Below are 17,683 nucleotides of genomic sequence, written 5' to 3'. Positions count from 1 at the left end.
CTTCTATTCCATAAGAGACCTCATTTTCTTTGAAAATCCAGCATCCGTCACGGCTACCACCTTACGTGAGCGACCAATGGCAGTGCTTAATTCTAGTGTTGAAAACACGGTTAATACCGGAACGCCATAATAGTGGCATTTATCTGTGATTTTTTTGGTAAGATTGGCAGCTGCATCATCTGCTAGAAAGACCAAACGAGCCTTTCCTTCTTGAACAGACTTGATGACCAACTCTTCTCCAGAGATGATTTTCCCTGCTCGCTGAGCCAATCCCAATAAATTACTGACTTTTTGCTTATTCAAGGCCTAACTCTCTTCTTTTCACCTTATGATCCACATAAGCAATCAATTCGTCGTAGAAAGCTTCATCCACATCCATGCTAAAGCTACGATTGAAGACTTTCTTCTTTTTAGCTTGAAGTGCTTCTTCGTTATCCAGCTTGATATAAGCACCACGACCATTTGCTTTTCCAGTCGGATCGATAAAAACTTGACCTTCTTTATTTTTTACGATTCGCAAGAGATCTCGTTTATCGATGACCTCATTTGAAACAACAGACTTGCGTAAAGGGATTTTTCTTGTCTTTACCATGATTCCCTCCCTATTCGTCTACAGAATCCAAATCACTTTCTACTTCTTCAAAAGCAGGCTCTTGACTTGCTTCCATTTCTTCGTACTCACTAGCTGATTTGATATCAATCCGGTAGCCAGTTAAGTGAGCCGCCAAGCGCACGTTTTGACCACGACGACCGATAGCAAGAGATAGTTTGCTATCCGGCACTACCACAAGGGCATGCTTGCTGTCTTCTTCGTCAAAGATGACTTGATCGACCTCAGCAGGCGCAATGGCATTGTAGATAAATTCTGCTGGATCTGGAACCCACTCAATGACATCAATATTTTCTTCTGTTGGAACCATACGATCCAATTTCTGATCGTAACGAGCTGGGTGGAACTTGCTAGTAATCTTTTTGATGTTAGACCCACCACGACCAACGATGGTTCCAATCGCATCTACGTTTGGATTATGGCTACGAACCGCCACCTTGGTCCGGTCTCCAGCTTCACGCGCCACGCTCATGATTTCAACCGTTCCATCGTAAACTTCCGGAATTTCTTGCTCCATCAAACGTTTGATCATTTCTGGATGGCTACGGCTTACGAATACGTTCACCCCACGAGGATTATCTTCCACTTTGTAGACAAAGACTTCGATGCGATCATGAGATTGGAAGACTTCACCTGGAATTTGGTCTTGTTTAGACAATTGAGCTTCGATAGACCCTAAATTCACATAGATAAAGCGATTATCAAAACGCTCAACCGTTCCACTCATGATTTCATTTTCATGTTCTTTATAAGTGTTATAGGTAATCGCACGAGTTTGCTTACGCATTTTTTCCATGATGGTTTGTTTGGCAGATTGCGCTGCGACACGGCCAAACTCAGCAGGAGCTTCTTCAAACTTGATTTTATCTCCCAATTCATAAGCAGAGCTGATGGCAAGAGCATCTTTCAGGCTAATTTCCAATCGGCTATCAAATACTTCATCCACTACTTCACGAACGGTATAAACGCGGAAGTCACCAGTCTTTTCATTAAACTCGATAGCCGCACTTTCTGCTTGACCATATCGTCTCCGGTAAGCCGAACGCAACGATTCTGTGACAGCTTCAATGATATCTTCTTTTTTGATTCCTTTGTCTTCTTCCAAGATGCGGAAAGCATCAAGCATTTCTTTACTCATTCTTTTCTTGCTCTTAGGCTACTAAGAGCCTTCCTTTCTTTTCTGCTATAATTTGACAGCTAATCTTGCTTTCGATACAAGACTATAGGGGATTTCAATGGTTTTCTTTCTGGTTTTGTCCATGTATTCCATGGTCAATTGGTCATCTTCGAACTTAACGAGCGTTCCTTCAATGACCTTTTGTTTATCAACTGCCTTGTACAAGCTGACATGGATATATTGACCCAGAGCTTTTTCCACTGCATCTTTAGTTTTTAAGGGACGCTCCAAACCAGGACTCGTCACTTCTAGGAAGTACTGTTCTGGGAATGGATCTGGTTGAATCTGATCCAACAGAGGACTAATCACTTCTGTTAAATCTGCCGTATCATTTAGGGTAATACCACCTGGCTTATCAACAAAGATACTTAGAACATAATCTCCTCCCATCTTTCCATATTCAACATCCACCAATTCGAATGGAGCTTGGATGGCTGGTTGAAGAATTTCTGTTACTAATTCAACAATTGTTGCGATAGGACAACACCTCCTCACAGACAAGAGGCGAAGATGTGTCTTCGCCTCTCCTTTTCTATTCGTTTTAAATATTCTAGCACAAGTTCCGTCGAAATGCAAGAATTTCGCCTTCCTGATTCATCCAGCTATCATCCAAAAGAAAAACGCCTCCCTTTTCAGAAGACGTTGATCCTTACCTAGACTTTAAAATTGTGCCTCAACTCGATAAATGACCTGACCCTTACTTGAAAATTTCTTTTCATATTCGGTCATGACATTTCCCTCAAAATCACTAGCATGAAGATCTAGCCAGACACCCTTCAAGGTCATTCCATACTGAGAAAAACTCACCAAACTGTATTCAAAGAGTCCTCGATTGTCCGTCTTGAAATGAATCTCCCCGTGCTCTGGTAAAATTTGTTTGAAGGTATCTAAGAAGCTCTTGTAGGTTAGACGACGTTTTTCATGGCGTTTCTTGGGCCAAGGATCTGAAAAATTAAGATACAATTGATCAATCTCACCGTCTTCAAAGTAATTGGTCAAGCTATCCCCGTCTACCCAAAGTAACTTGATATTGGGAACGTCAACTTCTAACACCTTGTCCAAAGCGTAGCTTAGTACTGATTTTTGAATATCAATCCCGATATAGTTAATGTCTGGATTTTGTTTGGCCATTCCAGTAATAAAGGCTCCTTTACCGCTTCCTACTTCAATATGAATAGGATGGTCATTTCCAAAAATCTCATGCCACTTCCCTTTGGCTTCTTCTGGCTTCAAAATGACAAATTGCGGATTGGCTTCTAATAATTCGGTTGCACCCTTGCGGTTTCTAACTCTCATGCTTCCTTCCCATATTTTGACCGGAAATTACGCAAGGCATAAATTTCTCGGTTCACATTCTCTAAATCATTGTTTTCATAGTATTTTACAATCTGACAAAGGAAAGAGTATTGACCAAACCAGTACAATTTACCAAATACAGTTTCGTTGTATTTGTAGCCGTAATAGACCAACCAATCCTGCCACTGAGAGTCTGGAATGTAGTGACTTAAAACATGAGCCACATCCATCATCCGATCTGTTAAGCGGACAGAATCCCAATCAACCAAATAGATAAATCCACTGTCCGTTTCAATCCAGTTACTGTGACGGACGTCTCCGTGAACAATGGTTGCATAATCTTCTCGAAAAGCTGGAACAGTCTGTCGTAAACTCTTTAATACAGATTGCAAATAATTGTTTTGACGCAAAGCGATTGGCAACTGACTGCTCAAAGAATTCAATAAATCTAATGGCGATTCAGCTGTGTAGCCCAACTTTCTCAATTGTGTCATCAAGGGGCGTGAACGGTGCAAACGAGTCAGGATATGAACCACTTGCTTTTTCCCCATCCCATTCGGAGTTAAAATTTCTCCATTTAACCATTCTTGTGCGCTCATCACATTTCCGTCAGGTAAGCGTCGGCTCCATAAGAGTTGTGGAGCAATTTGTTCTTTAGCTAGCCCCGCTAATATTGGGGTTGTATTCATTTTGACAAATACTTTCCCCCCATCCGGATAAGTCCCCATAAAGGCTTTTCCGCTTTTACCAGCAATTGGGGTCAACGTTAGCTCTTTTTCGTTCGAGTCCATCTATTCCTCCGTAAACAGTTTCCCATCTATTTTACTAATTTTAAGGCGTTTCGTCAACTAATCGTCTCACCTTGAAAGGTGCATAACCATAGGCTAAAAAGGCTGTGAAAGCTAGCAAGGCCAAGACGAGAAGTTTGTCTTCAAAGACCACCAATCCCAGGCCTCCCTCAACGAGAACCACAAACAAAGTTACCGATTGGACTGTTTGAAGAAGGCCTCGTGTTTTAGCATGAATTTCTAAGGGGAAGAGTCGAGTCAAATACTGATAGTCAAAGGCCTTGTAAAGTCCGAGCAATTGAAAAACAAGTAAATAATTCAAGAGACCCGCGACGGCCACTGCTACTAACGTTTGCGGGATGAAGATAAAGACAGCGATGGATAGTCCTAATAGATGCAGGCTCATGGAAAACAGGTCACCATTTCTGAGGTAAGAACGGAGATACAGGTTGTTCCAGGTCTTAGCACTGACTTTCGGAACCATGCTTGTCAGCTTATCTAAATAAGCCCGCCGTTTTACGCTGTTAGTCATTCCTTTTACTGTTGTAAAAAGGGCAAAAAATCTTAGAATACTTTGCTTTCTCAGGTTTTCAAGCTCTACGATTCGCTTCCAATCAAGACCCGCCTGGTTATAGAATCTTTTTCCCTTCCCTTGAAAAATAAGAACCTTCAACAAAAAGAGAACAGCCAAATAAACCACTACAATGGTAAGAGACAGTCCTAAAGCCAAAGCCAATGGGACAAATAGGACAAGCACAAGGGTTTGTACAATTCCCCAGAAAATAGTCGCTCGTAAGATTTGTTGGTTCAAATAGCCTTTCAATTGCTCTTCTTTTGCCAGAAGGAAAATCATGTCTGGCTTCTCAAGATAGGTAGCGATAGAACCAACTGGAAGCAGGAGCAAAGGAGCTAGGGCAAGTAGAAGGAGGAGAAGGCTCTTATCTTCTGGTAGGGAGCGCAAAAATTGACTGTACTGAACCGCTAAAAAGCCTAGAAAAATCAGGAGAAAGAGGACAAAGTGATCATTAAACACATAGCGAGAATATTTCAAGCACTGATTGCGAAAGGTCGTCTTCCTCTTTTGTAAAACTTCAATCATCGGTCCGCCTCTTTTGTTAGTGCAAGGTAAATTTCATTCAAATCGGCATCTGCCATTCCAAATTCTGTCCGCAATTCCTCTAAAGTCCCCTGAGCACGGACCTGCCCCTTATGAAGAATGACAAAGGCATCACACATTTTTTCAGCAGAATCCAGCACATGGGTACTCATTAAAATAGATTTCCCCTTCTCTTTTTCCACCTTCAATAATTGAATTAAATCTGAGATCGCAACTGGATCCAAACCTAAGAAAGGCTCGTCGACAATAAACAAACTTGGATCAACAGCAAAGGCACAAATAATCATGACCTTTTGTTTCATCCCCTTAGAAAAATGGACAGGAAACCAATCCAATTTTTCCTCTAGTCGAAATTGCTTCAAGAGAGGAGTCACACGCGCAAAAACTGCTTCCTGATCCAAGTCATAGGCCATCGCCACTGTCTCAATATGCTCACGCAGGGTTAACTCCTCATAAAGGCTCGGTGTTTCAGGAATATAACCAATTTTTTGGCGATAAGCACTTGGAGAAGTAGCTAAAGTCAAACCATCGATCCGGATTTCGCCAGCATAGGGACGCAGTAGACCTATAATTTCATTTATGGTCGTTGATTTCCCTGCTCCATTCAAGCCAATCAATCCAATTAATTGACCATCGCCAACCTCAAAACTAACATCTTTCAAGACAGGGATATTGACATAGCCTCCTGTCAGGTTTTTTATTTCTAACATATTTTCTTAGCTTTCTGGTATAATGTTCTTATATTATAACAAAATCTAGCGAAATTGAGGTACATTTATGGTTTCGGATTGTATTTTTTGTAAGATTGTTGCCGGAGAAATTCCTGCTTCTAAGGTCTACGAAGATGACCATTTTCTTGCTTTTTTAGATATCTCACAGGTCACTCCAGGCCATACCCTTGTGATTCCAAAAAAACATGCCCGTAATCTATTGGAGATGACACCAGATGAAACGGCTGCCCTTTTTAACATCGTTTCAAGAGTCACCAAAAAAGTGGAAAGTGCTACACAGCCTCAAGGAATGAATATCATTAGTAACATGGAAGAAATTGCGGGTCAGTCTGTCTTCCACACCCATGTGCATATTCTTCCACGCTACTCTCAAGAGGACGATTTAAAGATTGATTTCATTGCCCACGAGCCTGATTTTGACCGCCTTGCCCAATTAGCCAAGGATATCTCAAACCATTAAAAAGGAGCTTACTATGAAATTAAGAGATCTAATTTGGTTTGCGACTGGAGCAACCATCAGCTATCAACTTGTTAAAAATCGCGAACCTCTGAAAAATGAATTCAACGAAACCAAGCAACTCACGGATGGAATCCAATCAAACCTTTCAAAAATCAAAAAGAATATTGAAATCATCCAAGAGCAAAGAGTCCTTTTAAATCAACTACTGGAAGACTTCTCCTATAAAGCAAGGGTCTTCTCTCAGCAAGCCAACGCTTCTGTAGAACAAATCCAAACTATTTGGTCTGAGAAATCTAATGATCATGAATAAGCAAAAAAGGTTTTGAGATAGTCGTCTCAAAACCTTTTTATTTTTAGAAGTATTTGACTTAGTTTCCTCCGGTACCAGCTACTGTTGTATCCGTATAAGGTGGCACTGTCGGTGGTTGGTTTGGCGTAACTGCTTCTGAGCTTACAGAAGTTTCTGGAACATAGGAAGGATCATAATATCCTCCACCAGTATCCTGGCTCGCCTCTACTGGACTTTCACCACTTTCTGATGAAACGCTTCCCCCAGTTTCGTCGCCATCCAATAGAACGGCACTTGTTTTGAGCTTGCTTACAGGTGATAAGCCCAGACTTTTACGCAGAATATTCTGCATCTTCAACAGGTGCTCTGAAGTAACGATTTGGTAACTTCCGCCATCCGCTAGGGTGGCATCTTCACCTTTCAACTGTTCCATACGGATGTTCTTCAAGGCATCTCGATAGCCCATCAAGTTCATCAAGTTATTCGTATCCAAGGAGATATTGGTCTGCATATTATCACTAACCGCTTCAATAATTCCTTGATAGTTGCTCAGACCATCCAAAGTCAATACTTTCTTGATGATCTTTTCGATGACTTCCCGTTGGCGTTTTTGACGACCATAGTCTCCTTCTGGATCTTGGTAACGCATCCGTGAGTATACCAAGGCTTGCTCACCATCAATCTCTTGACGACCTGGTGGAATTTTCGCTGTGTATTCCGGTTCATTTTCTTCAATCGAAATATCAAAATCAAATGGATTGTTCACCGTTATGCCACCAACCTTATCAACCAGTTGGACCAAGCCTTTCATATTGATCATCGCATAACGGTCGATATGAATATTCATCAAATCTTGGATGGTTTTAATGGCCAATTCTGCTCCACCTTGAGCATAAGCCGAATTTAGCTTAGCTTGGACAGTTTCTCCATCTTGCGTAATATTGGTCAAGATATCCCGTTCCAAACTCATAATCGTTGTTTCACGCGTCTGTGGATTCACTGTCACGAGAATCATGGTATCGCTATTCCCTACCCACTGATCCTCTCTTGAGCCTGATCCAGTATCCACCCCCATGAGCAAGATGGTCATTGGTTTGTTTTCTGCGATGACATTGTTTTCATCGCCAATCCCTTTATAAGTCTTACTCAACGAATTTGTCGACTGATTGAGGATGGTCAGCCCATAGGCTCCAAGCCCGATTGTCGTTACGGCCAACAAACTAAAAAACATTAATAGAATTTTTTTAATCATAGATTCTGTCCATCTATCAGTTTACCCATTAGGTAAACATCCAGATATTCCCCTTCCTTGTATACGCCCCTCTTGCGGAGACCTTCAATTTCAAATCCTAGCGTTTGGTAGAGATGGACGGCTCGTTCATTTCGAACTTGGACACTGAGGTCTAATTTCCGAAGGAGGTTGGTACCTTCTGCCCATGCGATTCCTTCTTCTAGGAGAATACGACCCAAGCCCTTATTCCAATAGGCCTTTCGAACAACGATAAAGAGATCTCCAATATGACGCAAGGCCCTATTTTGATCCGCCGCAATATTTAAGACGCCTACCAAATCCTCACTCAAGTATAACAAAAGACATAATTGGTTGTCTGTTTGTGCTTGTTCTTCAGCAAACATTTCTAACTCTTGCTTGGTCATCCCAAGCCCTTCTGGAGCCAAGGTCATAAAGTCAGATTCAGTCGCCACATCTTTAAAAAAGTCAAGTAAACGCTCTGCATCCGAAGCCTCAGCCTCTTTCAAAAAGAGATCCAATACCTGTTCCATCTTCAAGCTCCTACAGAAGTTAGAAATGAGTCCTTTAATTGTTCTGCACGTTCACCGACAGCTGACAAGCGTATCTCACGTCCGTCGCCGTCCTTGAGCAGTTCAACCTTTAAATATCCAGCAGAAAGACTGGTCTCTAGCAGTTCGCCCCACTCAATAACGGTCACCCCTTCACCAAATAAAAAGTCATCCAAATCAATCGAATCTGGATCGTCTCCAATACGATAGACATCCAGGTGATACAAGGGCAAGCGGCCTTCATATTCTCTCACAATGGTATAAGTGGGACTTTTAATCATCTGACGAATATCCAACCCTTGAGCTAGACCTTTTGTAAAGGTTGTTTTCCCAGCGCCAAGATCCCCTGTCAGAATCACGACATCCTGTTTTTCTAACCGTTGACCCAACTGTTTTCCAAGTGCGATCAACTCTTGTTCATTTTGACTTTTCATTGCTCCATTATACCAAAAATAATTGATTCTTGCCCACTATTTTTAGTCGATCACTTTCGGCCTCACCTGAGACAATCAAAAAAGCTTGGACGATTTGTCCAAGCTTTCTTCTATGTTCATTCTAGTGCAAGGCCATACTGATAAAGTTCAGAATAAACAAAGCATCTAGAATCCAAATCATACTGTGAACCTCTTTGGCTTCACCTTTGACAAGTTTAGTTACTGTATAAGTAATAAAACCTGCTGCAATCCCATTTGTGATGGAATAACTGAATCCCATAAAGATAGAGGTGAAGAAGGCTGGTACAGCTTCTGCCATATCATCCCAATGGATGTTTTTCAGGCTACTCAACATCATGATCCCAACGATGATCAAAATCGGTGCTGTGGCTGCTGTCGGTACAATAGCAAGAAGGGGACTAAAAATACTTGACACTGCGAAACAGATGGCTACTACAAGGGCTGTCAAACCAGTCCGTCCACCAGCTCCAATTCCCGCAGCTGACTCAACATAAGTCGTCACATTCGAAGTACCTGCAATAGCACCAACAGATGTCGCTACGAGGTCTGAATAAAGGGCTTTATCCAATTTAGCGGATTGATGATTTTCACCATTTGTAGCAACGATTCCGACTTTTTCTCCTGTACCAATCAAGGTACCAATCGTATCAAAGATATCTGTCAAGGAGAATGCTAAGATGGCCATCAAGGTTTCAGGAAGACGAGAAGTATTGGTAATCAAAGAACCTAATCCTTCTGAACCAAGTGCAGCACCAAAAATTTTCCCAAGATCATTGACAGCTGCTCCAAGATGGGTGCTAGAAAAGTCAATCGTTGAAAGATCAACAATGCCAAACACAATAGCAAGGACTGTTGTCGTAAGGATTGAAAGGATAATACCACCTTTAATGCCCTTGATGACAAAGAAAACAGTGATAGCTAAGCCAGCCAAAGCAAGGAGGACTGTCGGACTATTGAAACTAACAAGTCCTGGGACCGCTGCAGAATTTGCTGTAATTGCCGCATTCGCCTTGTCAGCCCCTTCTCCTGCCACCGTATAAGTATGTGGATCAATTGAAAACTTCAACAGGCCAGCATTTTTAATTCCGACATAAGCCAAGAAGATTCCGATACCAGCTGAGATAGCTGAACGCAAAGCATTTGGAATTGACTCAATAATCATTTTCCGAACATTTGTTAATGTAATAACCAATGAAATGAGTCCGCAAATAAAGACCATTCCCAAAGCTTCTTTCCAAGAATAGCCCATCCCAAATACCACTGTAAAGGTAAAGAAGGCGTTCAAGCCCATCCCTGGTGCTTGGGCATAAGGCAGATTCGCATAGAAAGCCATCATGAGAGTCCCAACGACTGAACCAATAATGGTTGCTAGAAATACTCCTTGAGCAGGCATTCCTGTTTGGGAAAGCATTTGAGGGTTTACAAACAAGATATAAGACATGGCAAAGAAGGTCGTTAAACCAGCTAATACCTCTGTACGAACCGTCGTTCCGTGTTCAGATAGTTTGAAAAACTTATCCATTTTTCCAATAAACTCCTTAAAAAAAATAAATCTGCTCGCGATTCAATCACGAACAATACCAATATTTTATCAAATATTATTCACTTATACAAGAGATTCATCTGGACAATCTTTCGTGTCATATCATCTTCTATTCGAAAGACTGAAATTTTCCTGTTTATCTGGTATAATGGTAGCATTCGTCTTAAAATATGGTGCTCTATACTCTATAAAACATTCCTTATTTAGAGTTCGAAAAACCATACAAATGAAAGGATTCTTCCTATGAATAAGAAACTAATCGCTGTCGATTTAGATGGCACCTTATTAAATTCTGAGAGCAAATTATCATCCTATACGATTGAAACCATCCAGAAAGTCAGTGAACAAGGCCACCAGGTCATTATTACAACTGGGCGTCCCTATCGAATGGCAGATCACATCTATAAGGAATTGGGATTGGAAAGTCCCATGATTAACTTTAACGGCGCTCTCACTCATATTCCAAATAAAAAATGGTCGAAAGAACTATCCATGACCCTTGATAAAAAATACCTCCTCGATATGGTCGAGAGAGAAAATGACATCCAGGCGGACTTTATTGCAGGAGAGTACCGAAATAAGTTTTATGTCACCCATACCTACCACCATACGATTGATCCCGCCTTATTTGGGGTTTCAAAAATCTCCTCCAAAACAAAATTCGAAGCTCGTAAAGTTACCGAAAACCCAAATGCCATCCTCTTTCAAACACGCGCTGAAGATAAGTATGCTTTAGCCGAAGAAATGCGTGATTACTACCATCACGAGCTAGAAATCAATAGCTGGGGTGGTCCCCTCAACATTCTTGAATGTGCTCCAAAAGGCGTCAATAAGGCCTTTGCCCTCAACTATCTCCTCGAGACTTACGGACTTGATCAGAAAGACCTTATCGCCTTTGGAGACGAACAAAACGATACAGACATGTTGGCTTTCGCAGGAACTGGTTATGCAATGAAAAACGCCAATCCTGTCCTCCTCCCCTATGCCGATAAACAAACCGAGTATACAAATGATCAGGACGGCGTTGCTCGTCAACTAGAAAAACTCTTCCTATAAATAAAGTGAATCGCTTGAATCACCTTTTACAAGAAAGGATTCAAGCTTTTTTGTTTTCTCAAACATACGAAACTTTATAGGGACTTTTTCTAAAAATAATTTAACCAGTTAAGTTTATTTTCAGAAAATTTTCTATGTAAACGCTTGCTAACTGATGGAGTTTGTGATAAAATTAACATAACAAAAATAAAAAAGGAGCCTAGCTCGTTTCATACGATAATGATTCAAGTGATGTTACTTCTCGTTTTATTACCGTCTCTAATTCAACTAAGCTCTTGAGGAGGAAAACTATGAAAGCTGTTGTTGTAAATCCAGAAGGTACTGGTGTTGAAATTGTTGCAAACAAGGAGATGCGCCCATTAGAAACAGGGGAAGCTCTTGTTCAAATCGAATACTGTGGTGTCTGCCACACGGACTTGCACGTTGCTCACGGAGACTTCGGTAAAGTTCCAGGCCGTGTTCTTGGACACGAAGGAATCGGGATTGTTAAAGAACTTGCTCCAGATGTGACAAGTTTAAAAGTCGGTGACCGTGTCAGTGTTGCTTGGTTCTTCGAAGGATGTGGCACTTGTGAATACTGTACAACTGGTCGCGAAACTCTTTGCCGTACTGTAAAAAATGCTGGTTACTCTGTTGATGGAGGAATGGCTGAACAATGTATAGTAACTGCAGACTACGCAGTAAAAGTACCAGAGGGATTAGATCCAGCTCAAGCTTCTTCTATTACCTGTGCCGGTGTTACAACCTACAAAGCTATCAAAGAAGCCAAAGCTGAACCAGGACAATGGATCGTTATCTATGGAGCTGGTGGACTAGGAAACTTGGCTGTTCAATATGCTAAGAAAGTCTTCAACGCTCATGTCATCGCTGTTGATATCAACAATGATAAACTCGAATTGGCCAAAAAAGTTGGGGCAGACTTTGTCATCAACGGTCACGAAGTCGAAGATGTCCCAGGATTGATCAAAGAAAAAACAAATGGTGGAGCTCACTCTGCTGTCGTAACCGCTGTTTCTAAAGTAGCCTTCAACCAAGCAGTAGATTCAGTTCGTGCGGGTGGTCGCGTTGTTGCAGTCGGACTTCCTTCTGAAATGATGGACCTCAGCATTGTGAAAACAGTATTAGATGGTATCCAAGTCATCGGTTCTCTTGTAGGAACTCGTAAAGACTTGGAAGAAGCCTTCCAATTTGGTGCAGAAGGCTTGGTCGTTCCAGTTGTTCAAAAACGTCCAGTAGAAGATGCTGTCAAAGTCTTTGACGAAATGGAAGCCGGAACCATTCAAGGACGTATGGTACTTGACTTCACCAACTAATCAACTCAACCTATTAGACCAGCCCAAATGGACTGGTCTTTTTTAGTTTCTCACAAACAGGACCTGCAAGGGGTTGCTATATTTTTATTTTACCTATTAGAAGCTACTACTACTCTTTTTAGAAACTTTGGTTCCCCTTCATTCCCCTCTTGTCAAGGAATTCCAAAGGATTTTCGAATTTAATGGCTAGATATAGATATTAATAATTCAATATATCAAAACCTCTCTTTTTCCTTTAATTTAGTACTGAAAAATTGACTTTATCATGAAAACGTTTTATAATAGATAAGCTTAAAGTTTTCTTAAACTGAAAGTCAAACAAATTTTATAAGGAGGAATGTCAATAATGAGTATTGGTATCATTATTGCTAGCCACGGTGAATTTGCAGCTGGAATCCACCAATCCGGCTCGATGATCTTTGGGGATCAAGAGAAAGTTCAAGTGGTTACGTTCATGCCAAGTGAAGGCCCAGATGATCTCTATGCTAAATTCAATGCTGCTGTTGCCGCATTTGATGCAGAAGATGAAGTCTTGGTTTTGGCTGACCTTTGGAGTGGTTCTCCATTTAACCAAGCGAGTCGCGTTATGGGAGAAAATCCAGATCGTAAATTTGCGATCATCACTGGATTGAACCTGCCGATGTTGATTCAAGCTTATACAGAGCGTTTGATGGATGCAACTGCTGGCGTTGATAAAGTTGCTGCAAACATCATCAAAGAATCTAAAGATGGAATCAAAGCTCTTCCAGAAGAATTGAATCCAGTCGAAGAAGCAAGCACTGCTTCAGTTGCTCCTGTAGCCCAAGCTGCGATTCCAGAAGGAACGGTTATCGGAGATGGAAAACTCAAGATTAACCTTGCCCGCTTAGATACACGTCTTCTTCATGGACAAGTCGCAACTGCTTGGACACCCGATTCAAAAGCTGATCGGATCATTGTTGCTTCAGATTCTGTTGCCAAAGATGAACTCCGTAAGGAATTGATCAAACAAGCGGCACCAAATGGTGTGAAAGCAAACGTTGTCCCAATTCAAAAATTGATTGAGGTTGCTAAAGACCCTCGCTTTGGAAATACCCATGCTTTGATCTTATTTGAAACACCTCAAGATGCTCTTCGCGCCATCGAAGGTGGTGTTCCGATTAAAACCTTGAACGTTGGTTCAATGGCCCACTCAACTGGTAAAACCATGGTTAACAATGTGTTATCAATGGATAAAGATGATGTGGCTACATTTGAAAAAATGCGTGATCTTGGAGTTGAATTTGACGTCCGTAAAGTGCCAAATGACTCTAAGAAAGATTTGTTTGACTTAATTAACAAAGCTAACGTTCAATAATCGATTACTTACGAAAGGATTTTAAACATGTCTATTATTTCTATGGTATTAGTGGTCGTTGTTGCCTTCTTAGCAGGTCTTGAAGGTATCCTTGACCAATTCCAATTCCACCAACCCCTTGTTGCTTGTACCTTAATCGGTTTGGTAACAGGTAACTTGACTGCTGGCATTATGCTTGGTGGTTCACTTCAATTTATTGCACTTGGCTGGGCAAACATTGGTGCCGCAGTTGCACCCGATGCTGCCCTTGCATCTGTCGCTGCTGCCATCATCATGGTACTTGGGGGAGACTTCAGTACAAAAGGAATCGCTGTCGCTCAAGGTGTCGCTATTCCACTTGCAGTTGCTGGTCTTTTCTTGACCATGATCGTCCGTACCCTTTCCGTTGGTTTGGTTCACACTGCCGACGCTGCTGCTAGAAAAGGGGATATCAAAGGTGTAGAACGCGCTCACTTTGTGGCCCTTCTTCTTCAAGGTCTTCGTATCGCCATTCCTGCAGCCCTCTTGTTGATGATTCCTGCTGAAACTGTTAAAACTGCTCTTGAACAAATGCCAAAATGGCTCTCTGATGGAATGCAAATCGGTGGTGGTATGGTTGTAGCCGTTGGTTATGCCATGGTTATCAACATGATGGCAAGCCGTGAAGTTTGGCCATTCTTTGCCATTGGTTTTGCTCTTGCAGCCGTTAGCCAATTAACTTTGATCGCTCTTGGAGCAATTGGTGTTGCCCTTGCCTTGATCTACCTTACTCTTTCTAAGAAAGGTGGCAATGGAGGTGGCGGAGCCGCTACTTCTAACGATCCAATCGGCGACATTCTCGAAGACTATTAAGAAAGGTGTGACACTATCATGACTGAAAAATTACAATTATCTAAATCAGATCGTCAAAAAGTTTGGTGGCGTTCAACCTTCTTGCAAGGTTCTTGGAACTATGAACGGATGCAAAACTTGGGTTGGGCTTACTCATTGATCCCAGCTATCAAAAAACTCTACACGAAGAAAGAAGACCAAGCGGCTGCTCTTGAACGTCACATGGAATTCTTCAACACTCACCCATACGTTGCCGCTCCTATCATCGGGGTAACACTTGCTCTTGAAGAAGAAAGAGCAAACGGTGCTGCGATTGACGATGCTGCCATCCAAGGGGTTAAAATTGGTATGATGGGTCCTTTGGCGGGTATCGGAGATCCAGTCTTCTGGTTTACAGTACGTCCTATCCTTGGTGCCCTTGGTGCATCACTTGCTGCGTCTGGTAACATCCTTGGCCCACTCATCTTCTTTATCGCATGGAATGCGATTCGTATGGCCTTCTTGTGGTACACGCAAGAACTTGGATACAAAGCAGGTTCTGAAATTACCAAAGATATGTCTGGTGGGATCTTGCAAGACATCACTAAAGGAGCTTCTATCCTCGGGATGTTCATCCTTGCTGTCTTGGTAGAACGTTGGGTATCTATTAAATTCATCTTTAATGTTTCTTCTGTCAAATTAGACGACAAAGCTTATATCCACTGGGATAAACTTCCTGAAGGACACAAGGGTATCCAAGAAGCCTTCGCTCAAGTTGGTTCAGGTCTATCTCAAACACCTGAAAAAGTTACGACTTTCCAACAAAACTTGGATTCATTGATTCCTGGTTTGATGGGATTGCTTCTTACTTTCGCTTGTATGTGGTTGCTTAAGAAGAAAGTATCTCCAATCACTATCATCATCGCCCTCTTTGTAATCGGTGTCTTGGCACACGTTGCTGGCTTGATGTAAGCAAAGATCAACAAAAAAGAAGGTTTCGACCTTCTTTTTATTATGGTATAATGAAATGAACATTGTTACAGGAGGATCACATGGCGCAATCACAGAATAAAACCGTGGAATTCCATACCACTGGTGTCTCTTATCTAGGTGTTGGTGGAAAGGTTGGAAAAATGTTAGTTGGAGATGTGGCTTTTGAATTTTACGCAGATGCTAATGTAGAAGACTACGTCCAAATTCCCTGGAAAGAAATCGAACAGATTGGAGCCAACGTATCCGGGCGTAAAATTAGCCGCCATTTTGAAATTTACACCAAGGAAAGTAAGTTCCTCTTTGCTTCTAAAGACTCGGGTAAAATCTTAAAAATTGCCCGTCAACACCTTGGAAATGATAAAATTGTCAAGCTTCCCACCTTGATCCAAACCATCGCAGCTAAAATTAAAAATCTATTTGCAAAATAGCTCCTTTTCTTGTATAATAAACGAAAACGGATAAGTAAATTAAAGAAATCTTTCAGAAAGTCTGCGGTTGCTGCGAGCAGATAGAAATCTTAATTGAAATTCTACCGTTTAGTTAAAATACAATATCGAATCAAGTGCACACCTGTGAAGTTGGATGGAACCGTGGCTCTGCCACTCCAACACTCTGACAGGTGTGTTTTTTGTTAAAGGAGAAGCTATGTTAGATATTAAACGGATTCGTACAGACTTTGATGCAGTTGCTGAAAAATTAGCGACACGCGGTGTAGATGCTGCCATCTTGAACGAAATGAAAGAAATCGATGCCAAGCGTCGTGACATCTTGGTCAAAGTAGAAGGCCTCAAGGCTGAGCGTAACACAGTATCTGCTGAAATCGCCCAAGCCAAACGCAACAAAGAAAATGCAGATGATAAGATTGCTGCCATGCAAACTCTTTCTGCAGAAGTCAAAGCATTCGATGCAGAATTGGCAGAAATCGATGCGAAATTGACAGAATTTACTACAACCCTTCCAAACATTCCTGCTGATAGTGTACCTGTTGGAGCAGATGAGGATGACAACGTAGAAGTTCGCCGTTGGGGAACTCCTCGCGAGTTTGACTTCGAACTAAAAGCTCACTGGGACCTTGGAGAAGACTTAGACATCCTTGACTGGGAACGTGGTGGTAAAGTCACTGGCGCTCGTTTCCTCTTCTACAAGGGGCTTGGAGCTCGCTTAGAACGTGCTATCTACAATTTTATGTTGGATGAGCATGGCAAGGAAGGATACACAGAAGTCATCACACCTTACATGGTCAACCACGATTCTATGTTTGGTACTGGTCAATATCCAAAGTTCAAGGAAGATACTTTTGAACTCAGCGACACCAACTATGTCTTGATTCCAACTGCCGAAGTGCCTCTGACCAACTACTACCGTGACGAAATCATCGATGGCAAGGATCTCCCAATCTACTTTACTGCCATGAGCCCTTCTTTCCGTTCAGAAGCAGGTTCTGCTGGTCGTGACACTCGTGGTTTGATCCGTTTACACCAATTCCATAAGGTAGAAATGGTCAAATTTGCCAAACCGGAAGAATCATATGAAGAATTGGAAAAGATGACAGCCAACGCTGAAAACATCCTTCAAAAACTCAACCTTCCATATCGCGTAGTTGCTCTTTCTACAGGAGACATGGGCTTCTCAGCTGCTAAGACTTACGACTTGGAAGTATGGATCCCAGCACAAAATACCTATCGTGAAATCTCAAGCTGTTCAAATACGGAAGATTTCCAAGCACGTCGTGCCCAAATCCGCTATCGTGATGAAGCTGACGGTAAGGTTAAACTTCTTCACACCTTGAATGGTTCTGGATTGGCTGTTGGACGTACAGTGGCAGCTATTCTTGAAAACTATCAAAACGAAGATGGTTCTGTAACTATTCCTGAAGTCCTTCGTCCATACATGGGTGGAGCTGAAGTCATCGCACCAAAATAAAGTTTTA

Annotated in this window: 21 protein-coding genes; 9 read left to right on the top strand and 12 right to left on the bottom strand. The window is 41.8% G+C overall.

Going from position 1 to position 17,683, the window contains the following annotated elements; genetic code table 11:
• Positions 1-3: 3 nt before the first annotated feature.
• From EL081_RS02375 to EL081_RS02340, 8 genes are all read right to left on the bottom strand, one after another.
• Positions 4-303, bottom strand: a complete 300-nt coding sequence (locus EL081_RS02375) for a YlxQ-related RNA-binding protein (protein WP_126403824.1) — start codon at positions 301-303, stop codon at positions 4-6.
• Entirely contained in the window at positions 296-592 is a 297-nt protein-coding gene (rnpM, locus tag EL081_RS02370; RefSeq protein ID WP_126403823.1) for an RNase P modulator RnpM, read from the bottom strand. Before rnpM ends, EL081_RS02375 begins: the two co-directional genes overlap by 8 nt.
• Before the next feature lie 10 nt (positions 593-602).
• Entirely contained in the window at positions 603-1,748 is a 1,146-nt protein-coding gene (gene nusA / locus EL081_RS02365; RefSeq protein WP_023022285.1) for a transcription termination factor NusA, read from the bottom strand.
• Between the two features lie 45 nt (positions 1,749-1,793).
• Positions 1,794-2,282 carry a ribosome maturation factor RimP gene (gene rimP, locus EL081_RS02360; RefSeq protein ID WP_185759948.1) on the bottom strand — a complete coding sequence of 163 codons (489 nt, stop codon included), beginning with the start codon at positions 2,280-2,282 and terminating at the stop codon, positions 1,794-1,796.
• Between the two features lie 165 nt (positions 2,283-2,447).
• Positions 2,448-3,083, bottom strand: coding sequence for a tRNA (guanosine(46)-N7)-methyltransferase TrmB (trmB, locus tag EL081_RS02355; RefSeq protein WP_126403822.1), 636 nt, complete (start codon positions 3,081-3,083; stop codon positions 2,448-2,450).
• On the bottom strand, positions 3,080-3,874 hold the full coding sequence (gene ccrZ / locus EL081_RS02350; RefSeq protein WP_023022280.1) for a cell cycle regulator CcrZ: 795 nt from the start codon (positions 3,872-3,874) through the stop codon (positions 3,080-3,082). Before ccrZ ends, trmB begins: the two co-directional genes overlap by 4 nt.
• Before the next feature lie 40 nt (positions 3,875-3,914).
• The gene (locus EL081_RS02345) at positions 3,915-4,970 is read right to left on the bottom strand and encodes an ABC transporter permease (protein ID WP_126403821.1); all 1,056 of its coding nucleotides are present in this window, start codon (positions 4,968-4,970) and stop codon (positions 3,915-3,917) included.
• Positions 4,967-5,698: an ABC transporter ATP-binding protein gene (locus EL081_RS02340; RefSeq protein WP_126403820.1), complete on the bottom strand. Its 732-nt coding sequence runs from the start codon at positions 5,696-5,698 to the stop codon at positions 4,967-4,969. The genes EL081_RS02345 and EL081_RS02340 overlap by 4 nt, the downstream gene beginning before the upstream one ends.
• Positions 5,699-5,765: 67 nt before the next feature.
• Here EL081_RS02340 and EL081_RS02335 point away from each other — a divergent pair, with 67 nt between their 5' ends.
• A complete protein-coding gene (locus tag EL081_RS02335) occupies positions 5,766-6,179 on the top strand; it encodes an HIT family protein (protein WP_126403819.1) in 414 nt (137 codons plus the stop codon).
• 13 nt (positions 6,180-6,192) lie between these two features.
• On the top strand, positions 6,193-6,489 hold the full coding sequence (locus EL081_RS02330) for a hypothetical protein (protein WP_126403818.1): 297 nt from the start codon (positions 6,193-6,195) through the stop codon (positions 6,487-6,489).
• Positions 6,490-6,547: 58 nt separating this feature from the next.
• Here EL081_RS02330 and brpA read toward each other — a convergent pair whose 3' ends face one another.
• The 4 genes from brpA to EL081_RS02310 all read right to left on the bottom strand — a co-directional run bounded on the left by brpA (position 6,548) and on the right by EL081_RS02310 (position 10,245).
• Positions 6,548-7,720: a biofilm formation/cell division transcriptional regulator BrpA gene (gene brpA / locus EL081_RS02325; protein ID WP_126403817.1), complete on the bottom strand. Its 1,173-nt coding sequence runs from the start codon at positions 7,718-7,720 to the stop codon at positions 6,548-6,550.
• Entirely contained in the window at positions 7,717-8,250 is a 534-nt protein-coding gene (locus tag EL081_RS02320) for a GNAT family N-acetyltransferase (protein ID WP_126403816.1), read from the bottom strand. The genes brpA and EL081_RS02320 overlap by 4 nt, the downstream gene beginning before the upstream one ends.
• 2 nt (positions 8,251-8,252) lie before the next feature.
• Positions 8,253-8,702 carry a tRNA (adenosine(37)-N6)-threonylcarbamoyltransferase complex ATPase subunit type 1 TsaE gene (gene tsaE, locus EL081_RS02315; RefSeq protein ID WP_126403815.1) on the bottom strand — a complete coding sequence of 150 codons (450 nt, stop codon included), beginning with the start codon at positions 8,700-8,702 and terminating at the stop codon, positions 8,253-8,255.
• A gap of 121 nt (positions 8,703-8,823) precedes the next feature.
• Entirely contained in the window at positions 8,824-10,245 is a 1,422-nt protein-coding gene (locus EL081_RS02310; RefSeq protein WP_126403814.1) for an NCS2 family permease, read from the bottom strand.
• A 264-nt stretch (positions 10,246-10,509) separates the two neighbouring features.
• Here EL081_RS02310 and EL081_RS02305 point away from each other — a divergent pair, with 264 nt between their 5' ends.
• From EL081_RS02305 to serS, 7 genes are all read left to right on the top strand, one after another.
• Entirely contained in the window at positions 10,510-11,322 is an 813-nt protein-coding gene (locus EL081_RS02305) for a Cof-type HAD-IIB family hydrolase (protein ID WP_126403813.1), read from the top strand.
• A 290-nt stretch (positions 11,323-11,612) separates the two neighbouring features.
• Complete coding sequence (gene adhP / locus EL081_RS02300; RefSeq protein ID WP_126403812.1) at positions 11,613-12,635, top strand: alcohol dehydrogenase AdhP; 1,023 nt, start codon at positions 11,613-11,615, stop codon at positions 12,633-12,635.
• Between the two features lie 346 nt (positions 12,636-12,981).
• The gene (locus EL081_RS02295; protein ID WP_126403811.1) at positions 12,982-13,971 is read left to right on the top strand and encodes a PTS sugar transporter subunit IIB; all 990 of its coding nucleotides are present in this window, start codon (positions 12,982-12,984) and stop codon (positions 13,969-13,971) included.
• Between the two features lie 27 nt (positions 13,972-13,998).
• Positions 13,999-14,802, top strand: coding sequence for a PTS mannose/fructose/sorbose transporter subunit IIC (locus EL081_RS02290; protein ID WP_048789380.1), 804 nt, complete (start codon positions 13,999-14,001; stop codon positions 14,800-14,802).
• Between the two features lie 18 nt (positions 14,803-14,820).
• Positions 14,821-15,732: a PTS system mannose/fructose/sorbose family transporter subunit IID gene (locus EL081_RS02285; RefSeq protein WP_126403810.1), complete on the top strand. Its 912-nt coding sequence runs from the start codon at positions 14,821-14,823 to the stop codon at positions 15,730-15,732.
• 80 nt (positions 15,733-15,812) lie between these two features.
• Entirely contained in the window at positions 15,813-16,181 is a 369-nt protein-coding gene (locus tag EL081_RS02280) for a DUF956 family protein (RefSeq protein ID WP_061564764.1), read from the top strand.
• 217 nt (positions 16,182-16,398) lie between these two features.
• Positions 16,399-17,676: a serine--tRNA ligase gene (serS, locus tag EL081_RS02275; protein ID WP_126403809.1), complete on the top strand. Its 1,278-nt coding sequence runs from the start codon at positions 16,399-16,401 to the stop codon at positions 17,674-17,676.
• Positions 17,677-17,683 lie beyond the last annotated feature (7 nt).

Origin of the sequence: Streptococcus viridans (assembly GCF_900636365.1) — a bacterium.
GTDB classification, from domain to species: Bacteria; Bacillota; Bacilli; order Lactobacillales; family Streptococcaceae; genus Streptococcus; species Streptococcus viridans_A.
This window is presented reverse-complemented; position numbering and strand designations above follow the sequence as displayed.

What these genes read in the sequence shown, in the direction of transcription:
- rnpM (WP_126403823.1), bottom strand. Translation starts at nt 592, where the DNA reads ATGGTAAAGACAAGAAAAATCCCTTTACGCAAGTCTGTTGTTTCAAAT.
- nusA (WP_023022285.1), bottom strand. Translation starts at nt 1,748, where the DNA reads ATGAGTAAAGAAATGCTTGATGCTTTCCGCATCTTGGAAGAAGACAAA.
- trmB (WP_126403822.1), bottom strand. Translation starts at nt 3,083, where the DNA reads ATGAGAGTTAGAAACCGCAAGGGTGCAACCGAATTATTAGAAGCCAAT.
- ccrZ (WP_023022280.1), bottom strand. Translation starts at nt 3,874, where the DNA reads ATGGACTCGAACGAAAAAGAGCTAACGTTGACCCCAATTGCTGGTAAA.
- EL081_RS02345 (WP_126403821.1), bottom strand. Translation starts at nt 4,970, where the DNA reads ATGATTGAAGTTTTACAAAAGAGGAAGACGACCTTTCGCAATCAGTGC.
- EL081_RS02340 (WP_126403820.1), bottom strand. Translation starts at nt 5,698, where the DNA reads ATGTTAGAAATAAAAAACCTGACAGGAGGCTATGTCAATATCCCTGTC.
- EL081_RS02335 (WP_126403819.1), top strand. Translation starts at nt 5,766, where the DNA reads ATGGTTTCGGATTGTATTTTTTGTAAGATTGTTGCCGGAGAAATTCCT.
- EL081_RS02330 (WP_126403818.1), top strand. Translation starts at nt 6,193, where the DNA reads ATGAAATTAAGAGATCTAATTTGGTTTGCGACTGGAGCAACCATCAGC.
- brpA (WP_126403817.1), bottom strand. Translation starts at nt 7,720, where the DNA reads ATGATTAAAAAAATTCTATTAATGTTTTTTAGTTTGTTGGCCGTAACG.
- EL081_RS02320 (WP_126403816.1), bottom strand. Translation starts at nt 8,250, where the DNA reads ATGGAACAGGTATTGGATCTCTTTTTGAAAGAGGCTGAGGCTTCGGAT.
- tsaE (WP_126403815.1), bottom strand. Translation starts at nt 8,702, where the DNA reads ATGAAAAGTCAAAATGAACAAGAGTTGATCGCACTTGGAAAACAGTTG.
- EL081_RS02310 (WP_126403814.1), bottom strand. Translation starts at nt 10,245, where the DNA reads ATGGATAAGTTTTTCAAACTATCTGAACACGGAACGACGGTTCGTACA.
- EL081_RS02305 (WP_126403813.1), top strand. Translation starts at nt 10,510, where the DNA reads ATGAATAAGAAACTAATCGCTGTCGATTTAGATGGCACCTTATTAAAT.
- adhP (WP_126403812.1), top strand. Translation starts at nt 11,613, where the DNA reads ATGAAAGCTGTTGTTGTAAATCCAGAAGGTACTGGTGTTGAAATTGTT.
- EL081_RS02295 (WP_126403811.1), top strand. Translation starts at nt 12,982, where the DNA reads ATGAGTATTGGTATCATTATTGCTAGCCACGGTGAATTTGCAGCTGGA.
- EL081_RS02290 (WP_048789380.1), top strand. Translation starts at nt 13,999, where the DNA reads ATGTCTATTATTTCTATGGTATTAGTGGTCGTTGTTGCCTTCTTAGCA.
- EL081_RS02285 (WP_126403810.1), top strand. Translation starts at nt 14,821, where the DNA reads ATGACTGAAAAATTACAATTATCTAAATCAGATCGTCAAAAAGTTTGG.
- EL081_RS02280 (WP_061564764.1), top strand. Translation starts at nt 15,813, where the DNA reads ATGGCGCAATCACAGAATAAAACCGTGGAATTCCATACCACTGGTGTC.
- serS (WP_126403809.1), top strand. Translation starts at nt 16,399, where the DNA reads ATGTTAGATATTAAACGGATTCGTACAGACTTTGATGCAGTTGCTGAA.